Annotated in this window: 17 protein-coding genes; 12 read left to right on the forward strand and 5 right to left on the reverse strand. The window is 68.8% G+C overall.

Annotated features, from left to right (window positions below; translation table 11 throughout):
* The coding region (locus tag ON19_RS08865) for an AI-2E family transporter (RefSeq protein WP_043688903.1) at window positions 1–605 on the reverse strand (605 nt) is incomplete at its 3' end.
* 124 nt (window positions 606–729) lie between these two features.
* Here ON19_RS08865 and ON19_RS44500 point away from each other — a divergent pair.
* From ON19_RS44500 to ON19_RS08875, 3 genes are all read left to right on the forward strand, one after another.
* Complete coding sequence (locus ON19_RS44500) at window positions 730–1,281, forward strand: NAD(P)H-binding protein (RefSeq protein ID WP_306307037.1); 552 nt, start codon at window positions 730–732, stop codon at window positions 1,279–1,281.
* A gap of 229 nt (window positions 1,282–1,510) precedes the next feature.
* Complete coding sequence (locus ON19_RS44505; RefSeq protein ID WP_306307038.1) at window positions 1,511–2,188, forward strand: DUF2867 domain-containing protein; 678 nt, start codon at window positions 1,511–1,513, stop codon at window positions 2,186–2,188.
* A 92-nt stretch (window positions 2,189–2,280) separates the two neighbouring features.
* Window positions 2,281–3,579 (forward strand): vWA domain-containing protein, encoded by a 1,299-nt coding sequence (locus ON19_RS08875; RefSeq protein WP_043688906.1) that lies wholly within the window; start codon window positions 2,281–2,283, stop codon window positions 3,577–3,579.
* Between the two features lie 116 nt (window positions 3,580–3,695).
* On the opposite strand, the gene ON19_RS08880 is transcribed toward ON19_RS08875, so the two are convergent.
* Window positions 3,696–3,971: a hypothetical protein gene (locus ON19_RS08880; RefSeq protein ID WP_039796837.1), complete on the reverse strand. Its 276-nt coding sequence runs from the start codon at window positions 3,969–3,971 to the stop codon at window positions 3,696–3,698.
* Between the two features lie 399 nt (window positions 3,972–4,370).
* Between ON19_RS08880 and ON19_RS08885 the strand changes: the two genes are divergently transcribed.
* The 5 genes from ON19_RS08885 to ON19_RS08905 all read left to right on the forward strand — a co-directional run bounded on the left by ON19_RS08885 (window position 4,371) and on the right by ON19_RS08905 (window position 10,164).
* Entirely contained in the window at window positions 4,371–4,664 is a 294-nt protein-coding gene (locus ON19_RS08885; RefSeq protein WP_040865713.1) for a hypothetical protein, read from the forward strand.
* Between the two features lie 254 nt (window positions 4,665–4,918).
* Window positions 4,919–6,337 carry a DUF1254 domain-containing protein gene (locus tag ON19_RS08890; protein WP_051168670.1) on the forward strand — a complete coding sequence of 473 codons (1,419 nt, stop codon included), beginning with the start codon at window positions 4,919–4,921 and terminating at the stop codon, window positions 6,335–6,337.
* A 204-nt stretch (window positions 6,338–6,541) separates the two neighbouring features.
* Window positions 6,542–7,960, forward strand: a complete 1,419-nt coding sequence (locus ON19_RS08895; RefSeq protein WP_043688910.1) for a DUF1254 domain-containing protein — start codon at window positions 6,542–6,544, stop codon at window positions 7,958–7,960.
* 240 nt (window positions 7,961–8,200) lie between these two features.
* A complete protein-coding gene (locus tag ON19_RS08900) occupies window positions 8,201–9,430 on the forward strand; it encodes a cytochrome P450 (RefSeq protein ID WP_043688976.1) in 1,230 nt (409 codons plus the stop codon).
* Between the two features lie 8 nt (window positions 9,431–9,438).
* Complete coding sequence (locus tag ON19_RS08905; protein WP_043688913.1) at window positions 9,439–10,164, forward strand: TetR/AcrR family transcriptional regulator; 726 nt, start codon at window positions 9,439–9,441, stop codon at window positions 10,162–10,164.
* A gap of 14 nt (window positions 10,165–10,178) precedes the next feature.
* Here ON19_RS08905 and ON19_RS08910 read toward each other — a convergent pair whose 3' ends face one another.
* The gene (locus ON19_RS08910) at window positions 10,179–12,194 is read right to left on the reverse strand and encodes a TerD family protein (RefSeq protein ID WP_043688915.1); all 2,016 of its coding nucleotides are present in this window, start codon (window positions 12,192–12,194) and stop codon (window positions 10,179–10,181) included.
* 84 nt (window positions 12,195–12,278) lie between these two features.
* On the opposite strand from ON19_RS08910, the gene ON19_RS08915 reads away from it, so the two are divergent.
* A complete protein-coding gene (locus tag ON19_RS08915; RefSeq protein WP_051168671.1) occupies window positions 12,279–12,776 on the forward strand; it encodes a hypothetical protein in 498 nt (165 codons plus the stop codon).
* A gap of 12 nt (window positions 12,777–12,788) precedes the next feature.
* Here the strand turns inward: ON19_RS08915 and pabB are convergent, their stop codons facing one another.
* On the reverse strand, window positions 12,789–15,038 hold the full coding sequence (pabB, locus tag ON19_RS08920) for an aminodeoxychorismate synthase component I (RefSeq protein WP_043688917.1): 2,250 nt from the start codon (window positions 15,036–15,038) through the stop codon (window positions 12,789–12,791).
* 89 nt (window positions 15,039–15,127) lie between these two features.
* On the opposite strand from pabB, the gene ON19_RS08925 reads away from it, so the two are divergent.
* The 3 genes from ON19_RS08925 to ON19_RS08935 all read left to right on the forward strand — a co-directional run bounded on the left by ON19_RS08925 (window position 15,128) and on the right by ON19_RS08935 (window position 18,060).
* A complete protein-coding gene (locus ON19_RS08925) occupies window positions 15,128–16,183 on the forward strand; it encodes a phosphotransferase family protein (protein WP_043688919.1) in 1,056 nt (351 codons plus the stop codon).
* A gap of 72 nt (window positions 16,184–16,255) precedes the next feature.
* Window positions 16,256–16,786: a DinB family protein gene (locus tag ON19_RS08930; protein WP_043688921.1), complete on the forward strand. Its 531-nt coding sequence runs from the start codon at window positions 16,256–16,258 to the stop codon at window positions 16,784–16,786.
* A 143-nt stretch (window positions 16,787–16,929) separates the two neighbouring features.
* Entirely contained in the window at window positions 16,930–18,060 is a 1,131-nt protein-coding gene (locus ON19_RS08935) for an NDMA-dependent alcohol dehydrogenase (protein ID WP_043688923.1), read from the forward strand.
* 6 nt (window positions 18,061–18,066) lie between these two features.
* Here ON19_RS08935 and ON19_RS08940 read toward each other — a convergent pair whose 3' ends face one another.
* Window positions 18,067–18,414, reverse strand: a complete 348-nt coding sequence (locus ON19_RS08940) for an iron chaperone (RefSeq protein WP_043688925.1) — start codon at window positions 18,412–18,414, stop codon at window positions 18,067–18,069.
* Window positions 18,415–18,462 lie beyond the last annotated feature (48 nt).

Below are 18,462 nucleotides of genomic sequence, written 5' to 3' on the forward strand. Positions count from 1 at the left end.
TGCAGCCAGGGCAGGAAACGCGGGCCGTCCTTGACGAAGAAGAAGGTCAGCACCAGCACCAGGAACAGCGTGATCAGCACCGACGTCGCGGTGGACACGCCGCTGAACACGCCGGTCGCGATCTGCTCCGAACTCGACTGCAGCCGGGAGACGATCGCGTCCACGGCCGAATCCAGTTGCTCGTCACGGATTCTCAATGGCGGACCCTGTAACCAGTCGCGCACCTGTTCGACGCCCGCGCCCGCCTTGTCGGCCAGCTCCGGCGCCTGGTCCACGACCGAGGGCACGATCAACGCGATGACGCCGGCCAGCACACCGATCAAACCGATCAACGCGATCGAGGCGGCCGCGGCGGGCGGCAGGCCGTGTGCGGTCATCCAGCGCACCGGCGGCCACAGCACCGTGGCGATCACGATCGCCAGCGCTACCGGCAGGATCACCACCCACAGCCGGGCGACCAGGAATCCGAGCACCCACGCGCCCGCCGCGATGGCGACGATGCACAGCGCCCACTTGGCCAGCCACAGCAAGCCCACACCGATGACGTCACCGCGATCCCGCAAGGTGGGCTTGTCCGGTCCGTGGCTTTTGCTACGTTCGCTCACCGGCCCAGTCTGGCACGAAGGTGGCGGATCGATCAGGGCTCACGGCCGGTCGCGCGAGCGGGACGCGGTTTGACCCGGCGGCCCCGGGTCATCACGAGAGCAGGTCATCGGAAGGGTGGTTGTCGTGCGATGCGTGGTGTTCGGTGCGACCGGCTACATCGGCGGACGACTGGTACCGGAGTTGCTGCGCGCCGGTCACACGGTCCGGGTGCTGGCTCGCACGCCGGGCAAGCTCGCCGAGGCGCCGTGGCGCGATCGCGTCGAGGTGCTCGCCGGTGACGTGACCTCCGTCGCCGACGTACGCGCCGCGCTGGCCGGACAGGACGTGTTGTACTACCTGATCCATTCGCTGACCCGCGCCGACTTCGACACCGTCGACCGGGAGGCGGCCACGCTGGTCGCCGCCGAGGCGGCGCAGGGCGGCCTGACCAGGATCGTCTATCTGGGCGGCATCATCCCGGGTGCGCAGCGGTTGTCGCGCCACCTGGCCTCCCGCGCCGAGGTCGGCGAGATCCTGCGGGGGGGGCGCGGTGCCCGCCCTGGTGCTGCAGGCCGCGGTGATCATCGGCTCCGGCTCGGCGAGTTTCGAGATGCTGCGCTACCTGACCGAGCGGTTGCCGATGATGGTCACACCGCGCTGGGTGCGCAACCGGATCCAGCCGATCGCGGTGCGTGACGTGCTGTATTACCTGACCGAGGCGGCGACGCTGCCCGAAGGCGCGGGCGGGGCCTTCGACGTCGGCGGTCCGGACGTGCTGACCTACCTGCAGATGATGCGCGGCTACGCCGAAGTGGCGCAGCTGCCGCGGCGGCTGATCGTGCCGGTGCCGGTGCTGACGCCGTGGTTGTCGGCGCAGTGGGTGAATCTGGTGACACCGGTGCCGCGCGCGATCGCCGTGCCGCTGATGGAGTCGCTGATCAACGACGTGGTCTGCCGCGACCACGCGATCGCCGATCTCATCCCGGACCCACCGGCGGGCCTGACCGGGTACCGGCAAGCAGTGACGCTGGCGCTGCGGAAGATTCGCGATCTGGACGTGCCGACCAGGTGGTCGGACGCTCACCCGCCGGGCGCGCCGTCGGATCCGCTGCCCACCGACCCGGATTGGTCGGGCGGTTCGCTGTACCGGGATGTGCGGCAGCGCCACACCGACGCCGACCCGGCGACGCTGTGGCAGGTGATCGAGGCGATCGGGGGCGAAAACGGCTGGTATTCGTTCCCGCTGGCCTGGTCGCTGCGCGGGTGGATCGACCGGCTCGCGGGCGGCGCCGGTCTCGGCCGCGGTCGCCGCGATCCGCACCGGCTGCACGAAGGCGAGGCGCTGGATTGGTGGCGGGTGGAGCGGCTGGAGCGTCCGCGGCTGCTGCGCCTGCGCGCCGAGATGCGGGTGCCGGGCCGGGCCTGGCTGGAACTCGCGGTCGAACCGGACGGCCCCGGCGCCACCTACTACCAGCGCGCGCTGTTCGAGCCGCACGGGTTGGCCGGGCACCTGTACTGGAAATCCATCGCGCCGTTCCATGCCGCCATCTTCGGCGGGATGGCGCGCAATATCACCGGCGCCGCGGAATCCGCCCGCGCGTAACGACGCCCGGAGCGAAGACTCCGCATCCTCCCGATTGTGGACTTACGCTGATCCCGGTGGGGATTTCGGAGTGACGACGGCTGGGAGTCTCGGTGGGTGCGGCATTGGTCAAAGGTCAGAACGGGGCATTGGACGTGGCCGGTGTGTTGGTGTCGGTGCGCACCGAGGCCCCGGTCGACGTGTCGGCGCTGCTGGTGACCGAAGCGGGCCGCGTTCGATCGGACGCGGACTTCGTGTTCTTCAACCAGCCCAGCGCGCCCGGCGTGACGCTGGCTCAGGGAACGCCTGCCGCGCTGTCGGTTTCACTGGGCGATCTGCCCGCGGATATCGCGCAGCTGCGCGCGGTGCTCACTCTCGACGATCCGGCGCAGACCTTCGGCCGGTTCGCACCGCCGGTCGCCACGGTCGCCGACGCGGCGGGAAACGTGCTGTACGAATACCGCATCGAGGGTCTGGGTAGCGAATCCGTGGTGATCGCGCTCGAACTGTATCGCCGCCAGGGCGCATGGAAGGTGCGGGCGGTCGGGCAAGGCTATGCGGGCGGCTTCGCCGCGTTGGTCACCGATCACGGCGTGAGCGTCGACGACGAGCCGTCCCGAGGCGAGGCCCCGTCAGCGCATGCGGCCGCGCCGAACCCGCAGGCCGTGGTCATTCCGACGGAGGATGTCTTCACCGTCCCCGGTGAGGCGAAGCTCTCGTTCGAGAAGCGCGCGAAGCTGGACCTGCGCAAGCGCGCGGTCGCGAAAGTCCTCATCGACAAGGACGCTTTCGGAATCCGCGCCCGCGTCGTGCTCGTCATCGACAAGACCGGCAGCATGAAGCGGCAGTACCACGACAAGGTGGTACACCGCGTCGTGCAGCGGATGATTCCGGTGGCCACCCAGCTCGACGACGACGGCACCCTGGAGGCGTACCTCTACGCCCTTTCCTTCGCCAAGCTGCCCGACATCACCGTCGAGCACGGCGACGAGTGGGCACGAACCTTCCTGCACCTCATTGGTACCCACGCGGGCATCGACTACGACCGGCTCGGCGGCCGCAACGACGAACTGCCGATCATGCGCGACATCATCGACTCGTTGTGCCCTGACGGCCGCCCCACCCTCGTGTTGTTCTTCACCGACGGCGGCTTCGCCAAGAAGCGCGAGATCGCGGCGCTCATGCGCGAAGCCTCGCAGCTGCCTGCCTTCTGGCAGTTCGTCGGTCTCGGCCGTGCCAACTACGGCCTGTTGCGCACCCTGGACGAGCTGTCGGACCGGGCGGTCGACAACGCGGGATTCTTCGCCCTGGACGACATCGATCAGGTCGACGACGGGCAGCTCTACGCGCGTCTGCTGGGCGAGTTCCCGGACTGGCTTCGCGCCGCGCGCACCGCGGGCATCCTGCGCTGACCCGCGAGAGTGCGCAGACGGCCTCGTGGCGAACAGCGCAGAGCTGCCCTGCCCACTGCCCAGCACCCCGCATGCCATAGCGAACAGCTATGGGGTGGGTTTCGTCGCGCCTCGGATCAGCCGATGACGGCGTTCATGATGGTGCCCGCACTGGTGGCGATCACCCCGCCGATCATGGCTCCCGCCACCATCTTCGGCGACTCGAGCCCGCCGCCGGTCCACTTCTCCCAGGCGAAGCGGCCACCGGCGTAGATGATGCCGCAGATGCCCGACAGGAGCACGAACCACGTCAGGTAGCGGACCAGTTGGAGGAACTTGTCGGAGATCGGCGGTGCTTCTGGTGTGGGATTGCCGATCTGCGCCAAGGTGTCGTAAGCGGCGGCCAGGATCATTGTCGTTCGCTCATTCTGGATTCGGGACAGGGGCAAGGGATTCGCTGAGAAGATCGTATCCGTTCGCTCGCCGGGATGCAGTCGGGTCCGTGCAGCGCAGTGAAGTTCGCGTTTCCCGTTGCCTTGCCGGGGTAGGCGAACCTCGGGATCATCGAGGAGACGCGGCGGTCGAGAACTTGCCGTCGCGTATCGCCGGATCCGCCGACGACTGCTCGCGTGTGGTCCGGTGTGATCCCACTGCTGGTTCCGCGGCTGGTCGCGGGCGTTCCGGGCAGAGCACACCGCGTCGCGGTCCGTGCCCGTATCCTGGTGCGTGGCCGAATTCATCGGTGGTCGAACAGTTTTCGCAAAGCGGCTGGTCGGCGGCAGGGTTGTATTCGAGCGTAGAGGGAGTAGACGGTGAGCATCATTCTGGCGTCGGTCGGCGATTCGTTCACGACGTTGGCGCAGATCGGCAATCCGACCCCGGAGGCGCCGCCTTTGGCGGACAAGCTCTTACAGTTCGTGCGGTACCTCACGTGGTTCGCACTGGCGTCCGGCATCGTCAGCATCATCTACGCGGGCGGCAGATTCGCCTGGGAGAAGTGGAGCGGCGGCGGGTTGCAGTCACCGAAGATGATCGCGGGGGCGATGCTCGGCGGGGTGGTCGCCACCAGTGCGGGCACCATCATGAACACCGTTCTGGAGTTCTGAGCGCGGGCGCGGCGCGGCGATCCCTCGGGCCCGCTTTCGTCGGTGGCGACGAGCGTGCCGCGAACGGATCGCCGGGGCCGCCGAGGGAACTCGGTCGCGCTGCCAGGCGAGCTCCGCCCGCGGCCGAGGCGCCGACCGGCACCGGTCGGAGGTCCTGTGATTACCGCGTTGACCTGCGATTTCCGCCGCGGAGTGCGGCTATACTCCGGTACGGATCTCGCGGTGCCCGATATGATCGGAGGCGGAGCAGGATCATGGACGACAGGACCTACCGCAAGGTCACGGTGTCGCGGCGCACCGCGTTCGGCATCGCGGCGACGTCGATGGCCGCGTTCGGGTTGTCGGCCTGCGGCGGCTCCGACGACGAGGACTCCGCCCCGGGCTCCGTCCCCGGCGACGCCGCCACGATCGCCAAGGACGCCTACGAGTTCGGCTATCCGCTGGTGCTGATGGATGTTACGCGCACGGCGGCGGAGGAGGCCACCCCCGTCAACTGGTTCGAGCACGCGACGTCGTTGGCCACTCCGGCGCAGCGAGAAGTGGTGCGACTGGACCGGGACACGCTGCGTTCGACCGCTTGGCTCGATCTGACGAGCGAGCCGATGGTTCTGAGTGTCCCCATGATGGACAGCGGCCGGTTCTGGCTGGTGCAAGTGCTGGATGCCTGGACGAACAACGTGCGCAACCTGAGCAGCGTCCGGCCGCAGGCGACGTCGGCTGCCCTGCCGTACGCGGTGACCGGTCCCGGCTGGTCGGGCGCGCTGCCGGACGGTCTCATCGCGCTGCCGGCGCCGACGCCGACGGTGTGGCTGATCGTCCGGATCCAGGTCGACGGCGAGAACGATCTGCCGGTTGTCCGCTCCCTGCAGCAGCAGGTGAAGCTGGTTCCGTTGAGCGCGTGGATCGCGGGCACCGAGCCGCCCGCGCCCGCCGCGCCGCCTGGGCGGGCGAGCGCGCAGCCGCCGCCGGAGCGGGTCGCGGAGATGGACGCGGGCGTGTTCTTCGATCGGATGTGCCAGTTGATGTCGGTGAATCCGCCGGCTGCCGAGGACGCGCCGGCCATGCGGCGTTTCGCGGAGATCGGAATCCGGCCGGGCGGCGCGGTCGAGGGCGTCTCGGACATCGACCTCGCCGCCGCGGTGGACAGCGCCCAGCAGCAGATTTCGGTGTATCTGGGGGCGCGGACGGTCAACGAGAACGGCTGGCTCGTGGACCCCGACGTCGGGCGCTACGGCACCAACTATCTGCTGCGCGCCGTCGTCGCCCGGATAGCTCTCGGCGCCAGTCTGGCCGAGAACTCGTTCTATCCGACCCTGTTCGCTTCGACAGACGCCGGGGATGGTGCCGGCCGATTCCGTCTGCACTTCGCGCCCGGTCAGCTGCCACCGGTCGACGACTTCTGGTCGCTGACCGCCTATGACGCCGATAGTTACCTGGTGTCCAATCCGGCGGGGATCTATGCCGTTGGCCACCCGGCTCCGGTAGTTCTCAATCCCGATGGGTCCTTCGACATCGCCTTGCAGTACACCGACCCGGGACCGACCGTTCCGGCCGGGAACTGGCTGCCCATCCCGGCATCCGGTCAATTCTCCTTGACGCTGCGCCTGTATGCGCCGAAAGCGGAGGCCGTTCAGGGGCGATGGCGTCCGCCGCCACTGGAGCCCGCGTCCTGATCTTGTCTCCGCGCGCCGTGATCATCGAGCGTTCCCGGCCGGTCATCATCGCGACACGTGGCCGCGATCTGTGGCGAACAGGTCGCTGGGCAGGGCATGGGGCCGCAGTCGGTGGCTTGACCAGCAATTTTCCCTTCAGGCGGTGGTTATAATCCAGGGCGGATCTGGCACGGTACCCGATCGGATCGGAGGCGGAGCAAGATCATGGGCGACTGGACCTACCGCGATGCCGCGCTGTCGCGGCGCGCCGTGCTCGGCATGGCGGCGACATCGATGGCCGCGCTCGGCGTGGCGGCGTGCGGCGGATCGGACGAGGACGGTTCGGCCGACACCCACCCCTCCGCCACCAGCGAGGGAGGAATGGTCGCCAAGGACGCCTGTGTGTTCGGCTTCCCGCTGGTGCTGATGGATGTCACCCGCGTGGCGGCCGAGGCGGCCACGCCGCCCAACCGGTTCCGGCACGCCACGTCGTTGCCCACCCCGGCGTACAACGAGGTGGTGCGGCCGGATCCCGACACCCTGCACTCGACCGCTTGGCTCGATCTGACGAGCGAGCCGATGGTGCTGAGCGTCCCCATGATGGACGGTGGTCGCTTCTGGCTGGCGCAAGTTCTCGACGCCTGGACGAACAATGTGCACAATCCGAGTAGCCGTCGGCCGCAGGCGAAGTCGGCTGTGCCGCCGTACACCTACGTGGTGACCGGCCCGGGTTGGTCGGGCCCGCTGCCAGAAGATCTCACTCCGCTGCCGGTGCCGACGCCGACGGTGGGGCTGATCGTGCGGATCCAAGTCGACGGAGACAAGGACCTTCCGATCGTTCGCTCGTTGCAGCAGGGGTTGAAACTGGTTCCGCTGAGCGCGTGGAAAGCGCGCGAGCAGCCTGCCCCGGCTGTCCCGCCGGACGGGCAGGCGAACACCCAGCGCCCGGTCGATCAGGTCATGGGAATGGACGCGCACGCGTTCTTCGACCGGATGTGCGCGGTGATGTCGATCAATCCGCCCGCTCCCGAGGACGAGCCCGCCATGCGGCGCTTCGCGACGATCGGAATCCGGCCGGGCGGCGCGGTCGAAGGCGTCTCCGAGGACGAACTGACCGCCGCGGTCGAGACCGTCGAGCGACAGCTCCCGGTGACTCTGGGCGCGAACACGATCAACGACAACGGCTGGGTCGCCGATTTCGGGGCCGGCCGGTTCGGCACCGACTATCTCCTGCGCGCCGTCACGGCGTTCGGTGCTCTCGGCATCCCCTTGTCCGAGGACGCGCACTACCTCTTCACGGCGGTTCCTGCGGGCTCCGGCCCTTTCCGGCTGCACTTCACGTCGGGCGAGCTGCCGCCGGTGGACGCTTTCTGGTCGTTGGCCGTCTACGATGCCGCGGACTATCTGGTGTCCAATCCGGCCGAGATCTACTCGATAGGTCACCACGTCCCCGTCGTGCTCAATCCGGACGGCTCCCTCGACCTCACGCTCCAGCACGACGACCCTGGTCCCAGTGTCCCCAAGGGCAACTGGCTGCCCATCCCGGCATCGGACCCGTTCTCGGCCACCCTGGCGCTGTTCGCCCCGAAAGAAGCTGTCCTACAGCGACGTTGGCAACCGCCGCCGCTGATCGCCCTGCGGTGAGCCGGTCGTGGCCCCCCTCCAGTGGTGGGACCGCGCAGTCGGGTGCAGTTCCGCGTCGCTGGGCGCCGGATCGGCGAGCGCCTTGTCGTAGAGCGCCGCTTCGACGCGATGCAGCAAAAAGGTAAACGGGTTTTACTAAACACTGTTCACCAGGGGTGGTTCTGTGGTTGCATCTCCCTTGACCGTGTGCCCGACATCGTCGTGAGGTCTGCGCCCAGACCGTAGGAGTTAGCCGTGACCGTGACCACGCCCTCGATCCCGACGGGATTCGATTTCACCGACCCCGACCTGCTCGCCTCCCGCCTGCCCATCGCGGAGTTCGCCGAACTGCGCCGCACCGCCCCGGTGTGGTGGTGCGCGCAACCCGATCGGGCCAGCGGCTTCGACGACGGCGGGTACTGGGTCGTCTCCAAGCTCGCTCACATCAAGGAGATCTCGAAGAATCCCGAGGTGTTCTCCTCACACCAGAACACCGCGATCATCCGGTTCAACGAAGAGACCACCCGTGAGCAGATCGACATGCTCGGCGACATGCTGCTGCTCAACCTCGACCCGCCCAAGCACACCAAGACCCGCCGCATCATCTCCAAGGGCTTCACCCCGAGGGCGGTGGAAAGCCTGCGCGCCGCGCTCACCGAACGCGCGGCGCGGATCGTGCACGAGGCCAAGAAATCCGGTAGCGGCGACTTCGTCGAACAGGTCGCCTGTGAACTGCCGTTGCAGGCGATCGCCGAGCTGCTGGGCATTCCGCAGGAAGACCGGAAGAAGATCTTCGACTGGTCCAACCAGATGATCTCCTACGACGACCCGGAGTTCGAAGGCGACCACCAGGCCGCGACCGCCGAGGTGATGGGGTACGCCTGGAACATGGCCGAGCAGCGGCGCGCCTGCCCCGCCGAGGACATCGTCACCCAGCTGGTCAACGCCGACATCGACGGCGAGCACCTCGGCTCGGACGAGTTCGCCTTCTTCGTCATCCTGCTGTCGGTGGCGGGCAACGAGACCACCCGCAACTCGATCACCCACGGGATGAAGGCGTTCGTGGACCACCCCGAGCAGTGGGAGATCTACCGGCAGCAGCGCCCGCGCACCGCGCCCGACGAGATCGTCCGGTGGGCCACCCCGGTCACCGCGTTCCAGCGCACCGCGACCCAGGACACCGTGCTCGGGGGCCAGGAGATCAAGCAGGGCCAGCGGCTCGGATTGTTCTACAGCTCGGCCAATTTCGACGAGGAGGCCTTCGCGGATCCGTTCACCTTCGACGTACTGCGCGACCCGAACCCGCACGTCGGCTTCGGCGGCACCGGCACGCACTACTGCGTCGGCGCGAACCTGGCCCGGTTGCAGATCGATCTGATGTTCAACGCCATCGCCGAGGTGATGCCCGACCTGCGGCAGGTGTCCGATCCGGTGCGGCTGCGGTCGGGCTGGCTGAACGGGATCAAGCGCTGGGAAGTCGAATACGCTTGAATCGAACGGTGCAACAGTCCAAACCACGGGGCCGTGCGCCGGTGGTGACCGACACCGATATCCGGCGGGTCGCCAGCGCGCTGCTGGTCGAACGCGGGCCCGATGCGGTCACCTTGCGCGCCATCGCGCGGGAACTCGGTGTCACCGCGCCCGCGCTGTACCGGTACTACGACTCGCTGGAAGACCTGCTGGAGCAACTGCGGCTGGACTTCTGCGCCGACCTGGCGGCGGAACTGACCACCGAGATCGCCACGCTGCCCGACGACGGCGCCGTGCAGTTCTTCGCCATCTGCCGTGGCTTCCGGCGCTGGGCGCTGACGCACACCAGGGAGTTCACCCTGGTGTTCGCCTCGCCCGGCGCCGGACAGGCCCGCGCGCTGCGCCGCTTCGACGAACCCTTCGGCCGGATCTTCCTGGCCGCGGCGGGCAGGCTGCTGGCGAACTACGACATCGTCACGCCCTCCACCGACGTCATCCCGCCGGAGTTGCGCGAGGATCTGGTGCACTTCCAGACCGAACTGCTGGCCGCGCTGTCGGAGTCGAGCCAGAAGTTCCCCGCCGAGAAGCTGGATCTCGGGGTGACGTATCTGATGATCCAGATCTGGGCGCGGCTCTACGGGCACGTCACGCTCGAGGTGTTCGGGAACTATCCGATACCGCTGGACAAGCCGGAGATCCTGTTCGACGCGATGCTGGCCGACCTGGGGCGCACGGCGGGCCTGCTCGGCGACTGATCCCGGCGCTCGCGCTAGATGCGAGCTCCTTTCGCGCGGTTGCACGCGCGGCACAGGATCTGGAGGTTCGCCGCGCTGGTCGCACCGCCGCGGCTGAGCGGGATGACGTGGTCGAACTCCAGGTAGTGCCCGTCGCCGCATTCGACGCAACGGCCGCCGTCGCGCTGCCACACCTGCGCCTTCACCTCCTGCGGGATGCTGCGGGTGTCCCGCTGGCCGGGATTGAGGACGAGACGTTTGGCCACGCGCAGCGCGCCTTCCAGCGCGGCCGAGACATAGTCCGGGTCATCGACGGCGAACGTCGCGCCCCCGCGCGCGGAGGTGGCCGCGAGCACCACCACCCCCTGTTCCGCGTGCACGGACACGACGCGTGACCACGGCATCTCGATGCCGGTGTCGGCGCCGACGAAACGCAGCTTCTTGTTGCTGCCGATCAGCCTGCCCTCGGTGAGCTTCGGGCCGCGGGCGAGCTGGCGCACGTGCGTCGCGGGCAGGTCGAGATGCACCGTCTCCTCGGGGTCCAGATGCAGGCCGGGCGTGCGGACGACCGGCAGATCGCCGGTGCGCAGCCGGTAGAGGGTGTTCCCGCGATGCATCCGCCGGCGCAGGTCCTCGATCAGTGGTCCGCCGAGCGCGAGTTCGGTGACCGCCTGTTCGAACAGCTCCAGCTCCGCAGAATGGACTTCGGCGTCGGCGAAGGCGAAGGTGACCAGCCGTTCCACATAGCTGAGGCCGACCTCGCGCAAGGCCGTGCGCCCCGCTTCGGCGTCGATGCGCTGGTAGCGCAACGATGCCCACAACGCCGCCCACTCGGGGCCACGCGGCCCATGGGCGGTGAGCACCCGCCATGCCCGTGTGTGCCAGTGGATGAGGTATTCCTCGATCTCCTGCGCACACCGCTGGCACGGGGCGAGCCCGCCGAACAGCTTGCGGCGGAGCGGGTTTCCGCAACGATCGCAGTGCCGTCCGCTTGTCGGGTGGGGCAGATACCGGTCCTCGGTCCAATAGGCGCCGTCCCACCAGCGCATGCGCTGCGGATATTCCGGATCAGGGTGCCAATCCGCGTGTTCGGGGTTGGGGGGTGGCGGGGGAGCCAACGGTGCGGTTTCGGGGGTGTACCGGTTGAGGTCGACCGTACGGTGAGTGTGCGGCAGGGGAGCGGTGTCGACGCGGTCGAGCACCTCGGTGCGTGGCCGAACGGGGGTGTCGGGGCCGTCGAGCGGCCCGTCGAACCGCCCGGGTGAGATCTCGGCCTGGCCGTGATGCTCGCCGATACGTGGCACCGGACCATGCTCGGCGGCGCCGTTCGGCGCGTCCGTTCGCTCGGCCGCGGCGGAATCCCCGTTCCTGCGAGCCTGGAACGACCCGTGCGGGATGTGCCGGGCATGGCGGTCGAACCGTTCGGCCGAGTCGAGGCCGGACTCGGCCGCGCCCGTGGATCGGCCCGGAAGTCGTTCCTGCGCAGGTGTGGCCGATCGGTGCACCCGGAACGGGTTGGTGGGATGCGTGGTGCGGGCGGGCGCCGAGGGATCGTCGACGCGGACGCCGAACTCGCTGATCAACCCGGCCAGTCCGCTGGACCAGCCCTGGCCGATGGCGCGGAACCGCCACTGCCCGTCGCGGCGGTAGAACTCGCCGAACATCAGCGCGGGCACCGCGTCGGCGTCATCGACCTCGAACGTCACGACCGCCCCGTCGACGGAGTGCACGGCGACGGTCAGTCCGTGGATGTCGCCGAAGGTGCCTCCGTCCACCGAGCCGGAGACGACGATGCGATCGACGTCCGCTTCGGTGCGCGGCAGCGACACGCTCAGCCGCGCGGTGCCCGGCGCCGGTTCCTGATCGAGGGTGACCGCCTGGGAGACGTGCCGCGGTGCGTTGTAGAACACGAGGTCGCGGTCGGATCGAACCGAGCCCGACGCGTCCAGCAGCAAGGCGTGCGCGTCCACCGAGTGCTCCGATCGCCATGAAACAACCACGGCTAGAAGAGATGTCGGTACCGCTGCGTTCGCGCCCTTGCTGAGATTCATTGTGCTCGAACTATGCCACGACCCTCCGACACGCCGAACTCGCGAGGGGACGTCCTTCGGCGGGGCGTGCGGCACAGTGTTCTCATGACGAACCCGAAACGCCCGGGTCGTAAGCCCCCGACCCCGAAGTTGCCCGGTGGGCGGGTGCCCGGCCCCGCCGACGTGCTGGCCGCCGCGCAGGCCGCGGTCGAAGCGGCACAGACGGCCGCGGGGCAAGCGCTGGAAGCCGCCCAGTTGACCGCCACGTCGGCTTTCGACACGGCGGTGCGGCTGCCGCCCGCGTCGGCCCAGCTGGCCGCGCAACTGCCCGGCCTGGTCGAGAACCTGTCGACCGCGATCGAGCGGCTCAACTCCACCATCGATCGGCTCGATCGCACCCTGGCCCTGGCCGATCCGGCATTCGCGGCCTACGACCGGCTGCTGCCCAGGCTGGAAGCGATGATCTCGCTCGGCGAGGACGTGCTCGGGCGATTGGCGAAGGTGCCCGGCGTCGCCCTGCTCGGCAAGCTGACCGGTCTGAGCGCGCCGGAACAACCCGCCACCGAACCACCGCGGCGGAAGTCCACCAGGCGCCGCACCTAGCCGGGTTCGCGCTCAGCGGTGCGCGTGGTCGGCGGCGGCGCGCAGGGTGGCGGCGGCCTTGAGCAGAACCTCGTGGTATTCCTCGGCCGGATCCGAGTCGAGCACGATGGCGCCGCCCGCCCCGATCCGCCAGCGTCCGCCGTAGCGGACGGCCGTGCGGATCACGATGTTGAGATCCGCGGTGCCGCCGAGCCCGAGATAGCCGATCGTGCCCGAATAGACACCGCGCGCTTCTGTTTCCAGCGCATCGATGATCTCCATGGTGCGCAGCTTCGGCGCACCGGTCATCGAGCCGCCGGGGAAACACGCGCGCAGGCAATCGACCACGCCGACCTCCGGGCGTAGCCTGCCGCGCACCGTCGACACCAGCTGATGCACCGTCGCGTACTGCTCGGTGGCCATCAGCTTCGGGACATACACGCTGCCGATCTCGCAGACCCGGCCGAGATCGTTGCGCAGCAGGTCGACGATCATGAGGTTTTCCGCCCTGGTCTTCGGGCTGTCGGCCAGCTCACGGCGCAGGCGCTCGTCCTGCTCGGGTGTCGCGCCGCGCGGCGCGGTGCCCTTGATCGGTTTGCTCTCCACGATGCGGCGGCGGTCGACCTTCAGGAACCGCTCCGGCGACGAGCAGGCGATGTCGAGGTCGTCGAAGCGCAGGTAGGCGGCGTACGGGGCGGGGTTGCACCGGCGCAGCGTGCGGTAGAAGTCGAGGCCGTCGGCCGCGGCGGCGGGGATCGTGGCGCTGTCGGTCAGGCAGATCTCGTAGGACTCTCCCGCGTGCAGCCGCTGCTGGCAGACCGCGATATCGGCGAGATAGCGCTCCCGGCCGCGGGTGAGCAGTGGCTCGACGGCGTCGCTGTCCTGCGGTACCTCGAGCGTCGGCGGATTCGACCAGGTGGGAAGGCTGTCCAGGATTTCGCGGGTGTCGCGCAACCAGTCGGCGCCGGATCGGGCGGTGGCCACGTCGTCGCTCAGCGCGAGCAGGTGTGTCCGCCCGCCGACGTGGTCCACCACCACCATCCGGTCGGCGAAGATCCACTGCGCGTCCGGGGTCGGCGCGCGGTGCACCGCGTCCCCGCCGCAGTCGGCTTTGACCTCGTAGCCGAGGTAGCCGACGTAGCCTCCGGCGAAATCGAAGGGCAGGTCGGGCAGTTCCAGCCTGCGCGCGCGCAGTTCGGCGGACAGGAACTCCAGGATGCCGCCCGGTGCGGTGCGCCGGTGCCCGTCGGAGGACTCCACCGTCACCGCGCCGTCACCCACGCGGTAGCGCAGCACCTCGGCCAGGGGACCGCTCGCGTCCCCGAGGAAGGAGAACCGGTCCGCCCCCGGTTCGACGTGCTCGCTGTCCAGCCAGAACGCCGTGGGGGAGTTGCCGTACAGCTGCACGAACGCACTCTCGGTATCGATCGGCCGCTCGATGACGGCCCGCTGGAGCCGGAAGGTCCGCGGCGCCGGGAGGTCGGTGCGCACCGGATCCGTGCGTGCGGCGGAGGATTCGGCAGGGCGCTCCAGTTCGACCGCTCCGGCGGGGAACTGCTCGGGTGCGAGCGGCATGTGGGTGCCGGTCGCTGCCTCGGGGAGTGCCGTGGCAAGCGGGGATCCGCTCGCGACGGGCACCGCGGCGCCCTCGCGCTCCATGCCGAACGACCGGCTGCGCGGGGCGAAAGCACGCCGGCTCGCCTGCGTAGCGGTGAGTTCGGCGAAGTTGCGCAGCAATGCCCTGCCGAATTCGCCTGCGATGGATTCCGGGTGGAACTGCACGCCCCACTGCGGTCGCGTGCGGTGCCGCACGCCCATGATCACGCCGTCGCCGGACCGCGCCGTGACCTCCAGTTCGTCCGGCAGCGGCCGCAGCGCGCACAGCGAGTGATAGCGCACGGCGGTGAAGCCCTGCGGGATACCGGCGAACAGGTCCCGCTCGTCGTGCTCGATCCGATCGAGATACCCGTGCCTGGCGGCGGGCGCCTCCGCGACCACGCCGCCCGCCGCGACCACGATGCCCTGATGGCCCAGGCACACCCCGAGCAGCGGCAGGTCGCACTCGCGGATCACCGCCGCGGAGATTCCCACGTCGCGCGCTACGTCCGGCCGCCCGGGGCCGGGCGATACGACGACGTTGTCGAAGCGCCACGGATCCAGGTCGGCGACCGTGCGCGCCTCGTCGTTGCGCACGACCGTCGGCTCGACGCCGTTCACCTCGCTGATCAGCTGATACAGGTTGTAGGTGAACGAGTCGTAATTGTCGATCAACAGCGTGTGCATGGTTCTGGAAACCCTACGCCGCGCCGGTCGGAGCTAACTGTTGTCGTCTGCCTTCAGTTCGGGTCGGCCGGTGGTGCACAATGTGGGACATGTCTGTTGCGCAACCGGTCGATGTGGATCCCGCGGTCGTCGACTTCGCCGTCGTCGGAAAGTGGATGGATGAGCAGGATCTGCCCTCCGGTGAGTTCGAGGACGTGACCGCGCTGGGCGGCGGAACGCAGAACATCATGCTCCGCTTCGGCCGGGGCGGCCGGACCTACGTGCTGCGCCGCGGGCCGAAGCATCTGCGCGCGAAGAGCAACGACGTGATCCGGCGCGAGGCCCGGCTGCTCGGCGCGCTCGGCGGCACCCAGGTTCGCGCGCCCCGGGTGATCGCGGCCTGCGCCGACGAGTCGGTGCTCGGCGCGGTCTTCTACCTGATGGAGCCGATCCACGGTTTCAATCCGCAGAACGAGCTGCCCGAACTGCACGCGGGCGATCCGGAGATTCGCAGGCAGATGGGTCTTTCCGCGGTCGAGGCCATCGCACGGCTCGGCGCGCTGGACTATCAGGCGCTCGGGCTGGCCGATTACGGCAAGCCGGAGGGCTTCCTGGAGCGTCAGGTGCCGCGCTGGCTCGGTGAGCTCGAGTCCTATTCGGCCAACGAGGGCTACCCCGGGCCGGAGATCCCCGGTGTGGCGGCGGTCGGGGAGTGGCTGGACCGCAACCGTCCGGCCCGGTGGACCCCGGGCATCCTGCACGGCGACTGCCATTTGGCGAACATGATGTTCTCCTTCGACGGCCCGCAGGTGGCGGCGATGGTCGACTGGGAGATGTCCACCATCGGCGACCCGCTGCTGGATCTGGGCTGGCAGATCGCCACCCGTCCGGAGCCGGGCACCACCGGCGCGGCGCTGGTGGGCAAGCTCGGCGCGGTCGGCGGGCTGCCGACGGCCGAGGAGATGATCGCCCACTACGGGCAGTTCTCCGAGCGCGACCTGAGCGCGATGCCCTGGTACACCGTGCTGGCCTGCTTCAAGCTCGGCATCGTCCTGGAGGGCACCCATGCCCGCGCCTTCGCGGGTAAGGCTCCCAAGCAGGTCGGCGACTTCCTGCACGCGATCACGCTGGAACTCTTCGAGCGGGCGCAACGCCTGATGGAGTGACTGTCGGGATGTTGCCGACAGGTGACCGGATATCGGTGGAAGGTGTCATCCGGCCGCGCCTAGGTTGAGCGCATGCCGATCGTTCCCGATGTCAAAGACTGGACCTGGGTGCTCGAGCGCCCGTGTCCGCAATGTGGTTTCGACGCTGCCGCGACCGCCTACGAATCCGTCCCCGCGCTGACCCGGGACGCCGCCGACCGCTTCGCCGCGGTGCTCGACCGCCCTGGCGTCCGCGCGCGTCCGGATGAATCGACCTGGTCCGCCCTGGAATACGGCGCGCACGTACGCGACGTGTGCCGCCTGTTCGACACTCGCCTCGCTCTGATGCTGGCCGGTGCCCCCGAGGGCGAGCCGCCGCGTTTCGCGAATTGGGATCAGGACGAGACCGCGGTCGCCGACCGCTACAACGAGCAGGACCCGCCCCGGGTGGCCGCGGAACTGGACGAGGCCGCCGGGCGGGTGGCGCGCTCCTTCGAATCGGTGCCGCCCGAGCGGCGTGGTCTGCGCGGCGCGCGCAGCGACGGAGCACTGTTCACGGTGGAGTCGTTCGCGCGGTACTTCGTGCACGATCTGGTGCATCACGTGTACGACGTCCGGGGCTGACGCGTCGCAGAACTGTAACGCGTTCGGTTCTGAGGTCACGCTATACCGACGATTTTTTCGACCAGTACTAGAACGCGTTACATTTTTCTCGTACTGTGGGTGCAGTCACATACAAGCACGTGCATGCGAGAGGGTCGACAGGAATGAAGACGAAGGGCGCGATCCTGTGGGGGATCGACCAGCAGTGGTCGGTGGAGGAGATCGAGGTCGGTGACCCGGTCGCGGGCGAGGTGCAGATCCGGATGGAAACCGCCGGTATGTGCCACTCCGACCATCACATCGTGACCGGTGCGACCCCGATGCCGTCCTTCCCCGTCATGGGCGGGCACGAGGGCGCGGGCGTGATCACCAAGCTCGGCCCGAACTGCCCGGCCGATCTCCAGGTCGGCGACCACGTGATCCTGTCGTTCATCCCCGCGTGCGGCCGCTGTCCGGCATGCGTGGCAGGACACATGGCGCTGTGCGACCTGGGCGCGGGCCTGCTGATGGGGCAGGCCATCAGCGACGGCACCTACCGCATCCAGGCCCGCGGCGAGAACGTCATCCCGATGTGCCTGCTGGGCACGTTCGCGCCGTACATGACGGTGCACCACACCTCGGTGGTCAAGATCGATCCGAGCATTCCGTTCGAGGTCGCCTGCCTGGTCGGCTGCGGCGTGCCCACCGGCTTCGGCTCCTCCACCCACGTCGCCCAGGTGTCCCCGGGTGAAACCGTGGTGATCGCGGGCATCGGCGGCGTCGGCATGAGCGCGCTGCAGGGCGCGGTGCTGTCGGGCGCCTCGAAAGTGGTGGCCATCGACCCGAACCCGTGGAAGCGCGAGCAGGCGCAGAAGTTCGGCGCCACGCACACCTACGAGAGCATGGCCGCCGCCATCATGCCGCTGATGGAGGCCACCGAGGGCCGGATGGCCGAGAAGGTCATCCTGACCATGGGTGAGATGCACGGCGAGTACATCGAAGAGGGCCTGATCCTCACCTCGAAGGCGGGCACCCTGGTGGTCACCTCGATGGGCCGGATGGACGAGAACGACGTCAAGCTGAACAGCTTCCTGCTGTCGATGCTGCAGAAGACGGTGAAGGGCTGCATCTTCGGTGGTGGCAACGCCCGCCAGGACGCGCCGCGCCTGCTCGCGCTGTACAAGGCGGGCCAGCTGAACCTGGACGACATGGTCACCCGCAGCTACTCCCTGGAGGAGATCAACCAGGGCTACCAGGACATGCTGGACGGCAAGAACATCCGCGGCATCATCAAGTACACCGAAGCGGACTGGTAGACCGCCTCAGCGTCGCTCGGCGAGCGCGGTGGCGATCCGGGCGATCAGCTCGTAGGGCACCGGTTCGCCGAGCCGGAACCGCAGCGTTCCCTTGCCCGCCCGGTACGGCTCGAGTTCGCGTTCCAAGGCCGGATCGCCGTCCGGGATCGGGTAGAGGCTGACATGCTGCTTCCAGCCCGCGAAGTGCACGACATTGCGGCCGTGCAGCTTGAAGGTGGGTATGTCGTAGCTGATCGCCTCGGTGGCGTCGGGCAGCGCACGCCGGATGGCCGCACGGATCCCGGTCAGGATCTCGCGCACGTCGTCCGGGAATCCGGCCAGATACGCGTCGATGTTCTCGGGATGCTCCGCCACCAGGGCCTCCTCGGTTCCGCCGATCGGTTACCGCTGTTCGAGCGTGGC

Source organism: Nocardia abscessus NBRC 100374, from assembly GCF_000308455.1.
Classification (GTDB): domain Bacteria; phylum Actinomycetota; class Actinomycetes; order Mycobacteriales; family Mycobacteriaceae; genus Nocardia; species Nocardia abscessus.